General features: G+C 68.3%; 4 protein-coding genes. 3 read left to right on the forward strand and 1 reads right to left on the reverse strand.

Features of this window, described 5'->3' with window-relative positions:
* The first annotated feature begins 363 nt into the window (after nt 1–363).
* The gene (locus ACFQEU_RS08400) at nt 364–2,445 is read left to right on the forward strand and encodes a prolyl oligopeptidase family serine peptidase (protein WP_379781127.1); all 2,082 of its coding nucleotides are present in this window, start codon (nt 364–366) and stop codon (nt 2,443–2,445) included.
* An 84-nt stretch (nt 2,446–2,529) separates the two neighbouring features.
* Here ACFQEU_RS08400 and ACFQEU_RS08405 read toward each other — a convergent pair whose 3' ends face one another.
* The gene (locus tag ACFQEU_RS08405; protein WP_379781129.1) at nt 2,530–2,934 is read right to left on the reverse strand and encodes a hypothetical protein; all 405 of its coding nucleotides are present in this window, start codon (nt 2,932–2,934) and stop codon (nt 2,530–2,532) included.
* 178 nt (nt 2,935–3,112) lie between these two features.
* On the opposite strand from ACFQEU_RS08405, the gene leuS reads away from it, so the two are divergent.
* Together leuS and kynU are read left to right on the forward strand one after the other, a co-directional pair.
* Nucleotides 3,113–5,875: a leucine--tRNA ligase gene (gene leuS / locus ACFQEU_RS08410; protein ID WP_379781131.1), complete on the forward strand. Its 2,763-nt coding sequence runs from the start codon at nt 3,113–3,115 to the stop codon at nt 5,873–5,875.
* Between the two features lie 81 nt (nt 5,876–5,956).
* Nucleotides 5,957–7,333 carry a kynureninase gene (gene kynU / locus ACFQEU_RS08415; protein WP_379781133.1) on the forward strand — a complete coding sequence of 459 codons (1,377 nt, stop codon included), beginning with the start codon at nt 5,957–5,959 and terminating at the stop codon, nt 7,331–7,333.
* The last annotated feature ends 593 nt before the right edge of the window (nt 7,334–7,926 follow it).

The following is a 7,926-nucleotide window of genomic DNA, read 5'->3' on the forward strand; positions in this document are numbered from 1 at the left end:
CGGCCGGCCCCTCGCACCGAAGCCGCCGGGTCGTCGCCGATCGCTCGGCCGTCCGCGTCCTGTCGGCGTGTGTCGGGCGCTCCCGTCGTGTTCGCTCGTGTCAGTGCTTCTCGCGTGTGCTCCGCTCGTTCGTCGATCATGGTCGGTTGTTCCGGCTCGACACCTCGTCTCCCGCGGCAACTACTACGAGTGTAGTACTCGTTCTTCTAGTGTTTTGACCACCACGGGTGAGGTGATAAACATTGTGCGATCCCCGTTGTCACGGTTCGAACGGGGCGAAACCACCGGAAGTGACGATCGGTAACACGGTTCCCGATCCGTCCGCGGGCTACGCTTAAGACGGGCCGGGGCGATCGGTCACGCATGTCGACACCATACGGTGAGTGGCCCTCCCCCATCGAACCGGCGGACATCGCGGCGGGCGGGCGCGGTTTCGCCGGCGTCCGGATCGCTGACGGGAACGCCTACTGGCTGGAGCGACGTCCCTCGGAGGGCGGCCGTGGCGTCCTCTGTCGGGCACCGCTCGGGGGGGCGGGCGATCTTCCGGCACACGAGGAGGTCACGCCGGAAGGGTTCGACGTAAGAACGCTAGTTCATCAGTATGGGGGCGGTGACTTCACCGTTGCCGGCGACACGGCAGTCGTCGCGAGCATGGACGACCAGCGCCTGTACCGGCTTCCCGCCGACGGGAGCGTGGACCCGACACCGATCACGCCCGAGCCGCCGGAGCCGCTCGGGCTCCGGTACGCCGACGTGGCGATCGGGCCGGACCACCAAACCGTGTACGCGGTTCGGGAACGCCACGTCGGGCCCGAGACTGACGACGAGCCCGCGAACGAGATCGTCCGGTTGCCGCTGCATCCCGACGCGGACGACGAGACGGAAGCGGCGCTTCCCGACCCGGTCGTGATCGCCGAGGGACACGACTTCTACGCAGCCCCTCGACCGTCGCCCGCCGGCGACCGGATCGCGTACCTCCGGTGGGACCACCCGAACATGCCGTGGGACGGGACCGAGCTGGTCGTCGAGGCCCTCGACGCGAGCGGCGAGCGCGTCGAGGGGTCCCGACGGGTCGCCGCGGGCGGGGACGACGAGTCCGTCTGCTCGCCGGCGTGGTCGCCCGACGGCGTCCTCCACGCCGTCTCCGACAGAACCGGCTGGTGGAACCTCTATCGGGTCGAGGACGGCTCGCTCGCGAACTACCACCCCGCCGACGCCGAGTTCGGCGTGCCGATGTGGCAGTTGGGGGTCTCGACGTACGCCTTCCTCGACGACGGCCGGATCGCGACGCTGTACACGGATGCGGGGGAGCCGAGCCTCCGGTTGCTCGACCCTGACGCTCCGGAGGACGGCTTGACGACCGGCGGCGGCGAGCCCGCTGGGAGCCCGCTCGATGACCCCGATCTGCCGTACAGCTCCTTCCGACCGACGGCGATCCGGTCCGACGGCGAGCACGTCGTCTTCGTCGGCCACCGACCGGACGCACCGAGCGCGGTGGTGGAGTGGTCCCCCTCGGCCGGCCCCCGCCGTCACCTCCGTGAGTCCACCGACGACCCCCTCGATCCCGAGTACGTGTCGACGCCAACGCCGGTCGTCTTCCCGACCGGCGACGCGGTCGGTGCGGACGAGACGGTCGCGTACGCCCACTACTACCCGCCGCACAACCCGGACGTGACGCCGCCGTCGGACGACGAGGAACGGCCGCCGCTGGTCGTGACGGTTCACGGTGGGCCGACGAGCCGGTCGGAGGCGACGCTGTCGACGTCGACACAGTTTCTCACGACCAGGGGTGTCGCCGTTCTCGACGTGAACTACCGCGGATCGACGGGGTACGGCCGGGCGTATCGTGACGCGTTACAGGGCGAGTGGGGGGTTCGGGACACGCTCGACTGCGTGAACGCCGCCCGCTACGCGGCCGCGGAGGGGCTCGCCGATCCGGACCGGCTGGCGATCTCGGGCGGGAGTGCCGGCGGGTACGCCGTCTTGAGCGCGCTCGCGTTCCACGACACGTTCGACGCGGGCGCGAGCTACTACGGCGTCGCCGATCTCGCGGCGCTCGCCGCGGAGACCCACAAGTTCGAATCGCGGTATCTCGACGGGCTCGTCGGCCCGCTACCGGCCGCCGAGGACGTGTACCGCGAACGCTCGCCGCTGTATCACGCCGAGGGGATCACGGCCCCGCTGTTGCTGCTTCAAGGCGGAAAGGACGAGGTCGTACCGCGGGCACAGGCGACGGCGATGATCGACGCGCTCGTCGAGAACGGGACGCCGTACGCGTACGTGGAGTTCCCCGAGGAGCGGCACGGGTTCCGCGACGCCGACAACATCGCACGGGCCCACGAAGCCGAGTTCGCGTTCTACGGGGAGGCGTTCGGGTTCGAACCGGCGGGCGACCTCGATCCCGTCGAGGTCTTCACGGGCGAGCGACCCCCGGAAGCGGAGTAGGGGCGGGCGGGCACGGCGAAAGCGAGGAGAGATCGGTCGAACGAAGCGACGAGGGAGGGAGGCGGTCGTCGATCCGTCCGGTGCTCACCGCTCGCGTTCGAGCTCGCGGTCGATGTCGTCGACGTCCTCGCGTTCGAGCTCGCGGGCGATCCGCTGTTCGAACTCCGCCTCGCTGATCTGTCCCTCGACGTACTGTTGTCGGAGCCGATCCTGCCGACTGGCGGAGTCGGAGGAGGACGACGACGTCGAGGCGTACGATCCCCGACCGGTCCCGATCGTGTCGGTCGTGGAGTCGTCGCTGCCGAAGATCCACGACCCGGCTTTGTACGCGACGTAGACGATCCCGAGGAGGATCGCGAGCGAGATCGCACCGGAGACGACCGCCCATGCCAGACTCAACAGCGTCGACACGATGGAGACGACGACGCTGACGGCGATCAGGATCCCGATCCCGATCGCGCCGTAGTAGAGGACCTTTTTGAGCGCCATGCCTCGAACTGGCGGCTCCGCGTGGAAATACCTTCGGCCCGGCGGGTCGAGCACGCCGGACACCCGTTCGGGTACGGTCCGGCTCAGGGGTGAACGAACTCACCAAAACAGGCATGTCAACGCCGGTCACAGGATGGAAAGGTATAGGACGCCGACCGCTCCACGAGTATATAAGCAGATGTCTCAAGAGGGTTACGACCACACCGCGGTGGAAGAACGGTGGCAGGGGGCGTGGGACGACGCCGCCGCGTACCGCACGCCGGACGACGTCGACGACCCCACGTACGTCCTCGGGATGTACCCGTACCCGTCCGGGAAGCTCCACATGGGCCACGTCCGGAACTACACGATCACGGACGCGTACGCGAGGTACCGCCGGATGCGTGGCGACGACGTGCTCCACCCGATGGGGTGGGACGCGTTCGGACTCCCGGCGGAGAACGCCGCCAAGGAGCGCGACACGAACCCTCGCGACTGGACGATGGACTGCATCGATACGATGAAAGGCCAGATGAAGTCGATGGGGTTCGGCTACGACTGGGAGCGGGAGATCACCACCTGTACTCCGGAGTACTACCGGTGGAACCAGTGGCTGTTCCGCCGGTTCCACGAGGAGGAGCTCGTCGAGCGCCGCGACGCCGACGTGAACTGGTGTCCGTCCTGTGAAACCGTCCTCGCGGACGAGCAGGTCGAGGGCGATGCGGAGCTGTGCTGGCGGTGTGACACACCGGTCGAGGACCGCGAGCTCGAACAGTGGTTCCTGCGGATTACGGAGTACGCCGACGAGCTACTGGAGGCGATCGACGACCTAACGGGCTGGCCGAACTCCGTCCGACAGATGCAGCGCAACTGGATCGGGCGGCAGTACGGAACGACGCTGGACTTTCAGATCGGCGAGGCGCGAAGCGCCTCGAACGGACGCGGCGAGGGGACCGAACCGCGGGAGTACGGCCCCGTCGAGGCGTTCACCACCCGCGTCGACACGATCCACGGCGCGACGTTCTTCGCGCTCGCCCCCGACCACCCGATAAGCGAGGAACTGGCGGCCGAGGACGACGCGGTCCACGAGTTCGTCCACCACGAGGCCGACCCCGAGGGCGACGAACCGAACGGCGTCGCCACCGACCTCACCGCCACCAACCCCGCCACCGGCGAGGAGATCCCCGTGTTCGTCGCCGACTTCGTCCTCTCGGACGTGGGGACGGGCGCGCTAATGGCCGTCCCCGCCCACGACGAGCGCGACCACGCGTTCGCCGAGAAGATGGGCGTCGAGATCCGTCCCGTGATCGCTCCGAAACCCGACGACCGGAACGACCCGACGACTGCTAACGGCGAGTCGCTTCCCGATGCACCCGACGTGAGCGACTCGGCCTTCACCGACGACGGCGTGTTGATCAACTCCGGCGAGTACGACGGGATCGACAGCGAGACTGCCCGCGAGCGGCTCACCGAGGACATCGAGAGCGCCGCGGAGAGCACCCAGTACCAGCTGCGTGACTGGGGGATCTCCCGACAGCGCTACTGGGGCACGCCGATCCCGGTCGTCCACTGTCACGACGACTGCGGGAGCGTCCTCGTGCCGGAGGAGGACCTCCCCGTGGAGCTGCCCGAGTTCATCAACACGACCGGGAACCCGCTCGACGCCGCCGAGGAGTGGAAGGAGACGACCTGTCCGGAGTGTGGCGGTCCCGCAACCCGCGAGACGGACACGATGGACACGTTCGTCGACTCCTCGTGGTACTTCCTGCGGTACGTCTCGCCCGACCTCGACGACGCCCCGTTCGACCTCGGCCGTGCGAACGACTGGATGCCCGTCGACCAGTACGTCGGCGGTATCGAACACGCCGTGATGCACCTGTTGTACAGCCGGTTCGTCACGAAGACGATCGCCGACCACGAGGGGCTTGACCACCGCGAGCCGTTCACGAACCTGCTCGCACAGGGGATGGTGCAGCTGGAGGGCGAGAAGATGTCGAAATCGAAGGGGAACACCGTCTCGCCACAGCGGATCGTCGAGGAGTACGGCGCGGACACGGCCCGGCTGTTCATGATGCAGGCGGCCCAGCCCGAGCGCGACTTCGACTGGTCGGAGGAGGGCGTCAAGTCGACGTACCGGTTCCTGACCCGTCTGAGCGACCTCGTCGAGGAGCACGCGGCGGGCGACCCGGGCGGGGCGGGAAGCGCCGACGCCGACTCGGACTCCGACACCGAGCGCGACACCGTCGACGAGTACGTTGCGAACGAGATCGACGCCGCCGTCGCTATCGCGGGTACGGAGTACGAGGAACTGACGTTCAACGTCGCGCTGCGGGAGGCACAGGACCTGGTCGGGACGCTCCGCAGCTACCGCGAGCACGCCGAGCCGCACCCCGAAACGTACGAGCGCGGGCTGGACGTCGCGGTTCGTCTGCTCGCGCCGGTGGTGCCACACCTCGCCGAAGAGCTGTGGGAGACGCTCGGTCGCGACAGGTTCGTCGCCGAGGCCGACTGGCCGAGCGCGAGCGCCGACCGCGAGACGGTCGAGAAGCGCCGTCGCCTCGTGACGAACACCCGCGAGGACGTGCGCGACATTATCGACGTGGCGGGGATCGAGGACCCTGAACGGATCGACGTCGTCGTCGCGCCCGACTGGAAGTACGACGCGCTCTCGATCGCCGTCGACAGCGAGGCCGACAACCTCATCTCGGAGTTGATGGGAGAGAGCCACATCCGAGAACAGGGCGACGACGCAGCCTCGTACGGGCAGGACCTGCAAGCGAACCGAGAGGCGCTTCAGGAAACGCTCTCCGGCGACGAGGAGTACGACGCGCTGCGGGCCGCCGCGTGGCTGATCGAACGCGAGTTCGACGCGCCGGTCCGCGTCGAGCGCGCCGACGACGCCGACGGCGGCGGCGTCAGCAAAGCGGAACCCGGTCGGCCGGCGATCGACATCGTCGAGTAGCGGTCGAGCCCTTTTATATACCTCCGGCTTCCGAGGTGCCATCCCCGGAACCGATTAGTCGACGGCGGCACCCGATCCCGTATGGACGAGTACGACGGAGCGGCCGACGTGGGCGACGCGGACCCGGCCGTCCTCGCCGCCCGACTCGACGGCGCCGACCCGCTCTCCCCGCTCGCGGACCGATATCACGTCCCCGAGGACGTGGTGTATATGGACGGCAACTCGCTCGGCCCCGCAAGCGACGACGCCCTCGCGAGCCTCGACCGCGTCGTCGACGAGTGGCGCGACTTGCTGATCGCCGGGTGGACCGACGCCGACCCGCCGTGGTTCACAGTCGGCGAGCGACTCGGCGACGCGCTCGCGCCCCTGGTCGGGGCGGATCCGAGTGAGGTCGCCGTCGGCAACTCGATCACGGTGAATATCCACACGCTCGTCGGGACGTTCCTCGACGAGCTGCTGGCCGGGAAGGGGCCGGAGCGAGAGGGGGTCGCGGTCACGGGCGGGGAGTGGCCGACGGCGGAGGACGGCGGAGCTGTGCCCGCCGTGCTCGTGAACGAGCTCGATTTTCCCTCCGACCACTACGCGATCCGCGCGCAGCTGCGGGGTCGCGGGATCGATCCGGACGAGAAGCTCCGGGTCGTTCCGAGCCGGGACGGCCGGACGATCGACCCCCGAGATATCGAGGCCGCCCTCGAGAGACACGACGATATCGGGATCGTCTGGATGCCGACCGCGCTGTATCGGTCCGGACAGCTGTTCGATGTCGAGCGGATCACGGAGGCGGCCCACGAGGCGGGCGCGTACGTCGGCTTCGACGCGGCCCACTCCGTGGGAGCGGTCCCGCACGACTTCGACGAGGCCGGCGTCGACTTCGCGACCTGGTGCACGTACAAGTACCTCAACGCCGGCCCCGGCTCGATCGGCGCGCTGTACGTCGCCGAGCGCCACCATGGGCTCACGCCCGCGCTGGCGGGGTGGTGGGGCCACGAGAAGGCGACGCAGTTCGAAATGAACATGACGTACACCCCCGCCGCCTCCGCGGGCGCATGGCAGATCGGGACGCCGCCGCTGTTCGCTGCCGCACCCTTGGAGGGCTCCATTGAGCTCCTCCGGGACGCGGGGATCGACCGGCTGCGCGCCAAATCGCTCGCACTCACCGACTTCCTGATCGCGCTCGTCGACGAGAGGCTTCCAGAGGTGTCGGTTGGCACGCCCCGCGAGCACGCGGCCCGCGGCGGCCACGTCGCCCTCGAACACTCCGATGCGGAGCAGCTGAGCGCGGCCTTGCGGGATCGCGGCGTGATCGTCGACTTCCGCCCGCCGAACGTGGTCCGGGTGTGTCCGGCCGCGCCGTACACCTCGTTCGCCGACGTGCTGGAAGTCGTCGACGAGGTCGAGGCGATCCTCGACGGCGGCGCGCACGAGGAGTACGCGACGAGCGAAGGCGGCGTGACGTAGACGACGTGTGTTGTACATAAACCGAACTGCGGTGGCGCGTGCCCACGAGCGGCCGGTAGGCCGCGAGTGGCACCGCGCGAGGGACGCAGCGGCCACTTATAAGTGGCCGCTGCGAGGCTGGGGAGGCGTGAGGTGCGGACGCGGGACGGGGTGGGGCTCAAAGGGGCAGCCGCGAGGACGAAGACGCGCGACGTAAGGACCGCAAGGAGGGAGCGCGAGCGACCGACTGAGGACCGCAACGAGCGCATCGAGTCGTCGCGGCTGGGGCTTTGGCAGTCGTCAGCGTGGAGTCCGTGACTTATAAGCGAGCGGCTGGGGCTTTGGGCCTGTCCACCGTCGATGTACGGCCACCCATTTATAAAGACCGACCGGGGTTCGAAACCGGTCTCCGTCGATCCGCCGTCAGCCATTTATAAATAAACAGCCGAACTTCGACGGTGATCGCCACCGATCGCTGGTCGCTGCGAGCGTTCAGCACAGCATCGATCACTTATAAGTGCCGTGTTGAACGCAAGACGGCGGCAACATCGGATTTTTGATATTCGATATTCTACCGGTAGCGGCGCTTTATCTGTAGATTCTCAGATCGGGCG

Origin of the sequence: Halorubrum tibetense (assembly GCF_042661865.1) — an archaeon.
GTDB classification, from domain to species: Archaea; Halobacteriota; Halobacteria; order Halobacteriales; family Haloferacaceae; genus Halorubrum; species Halorubrum tibetense.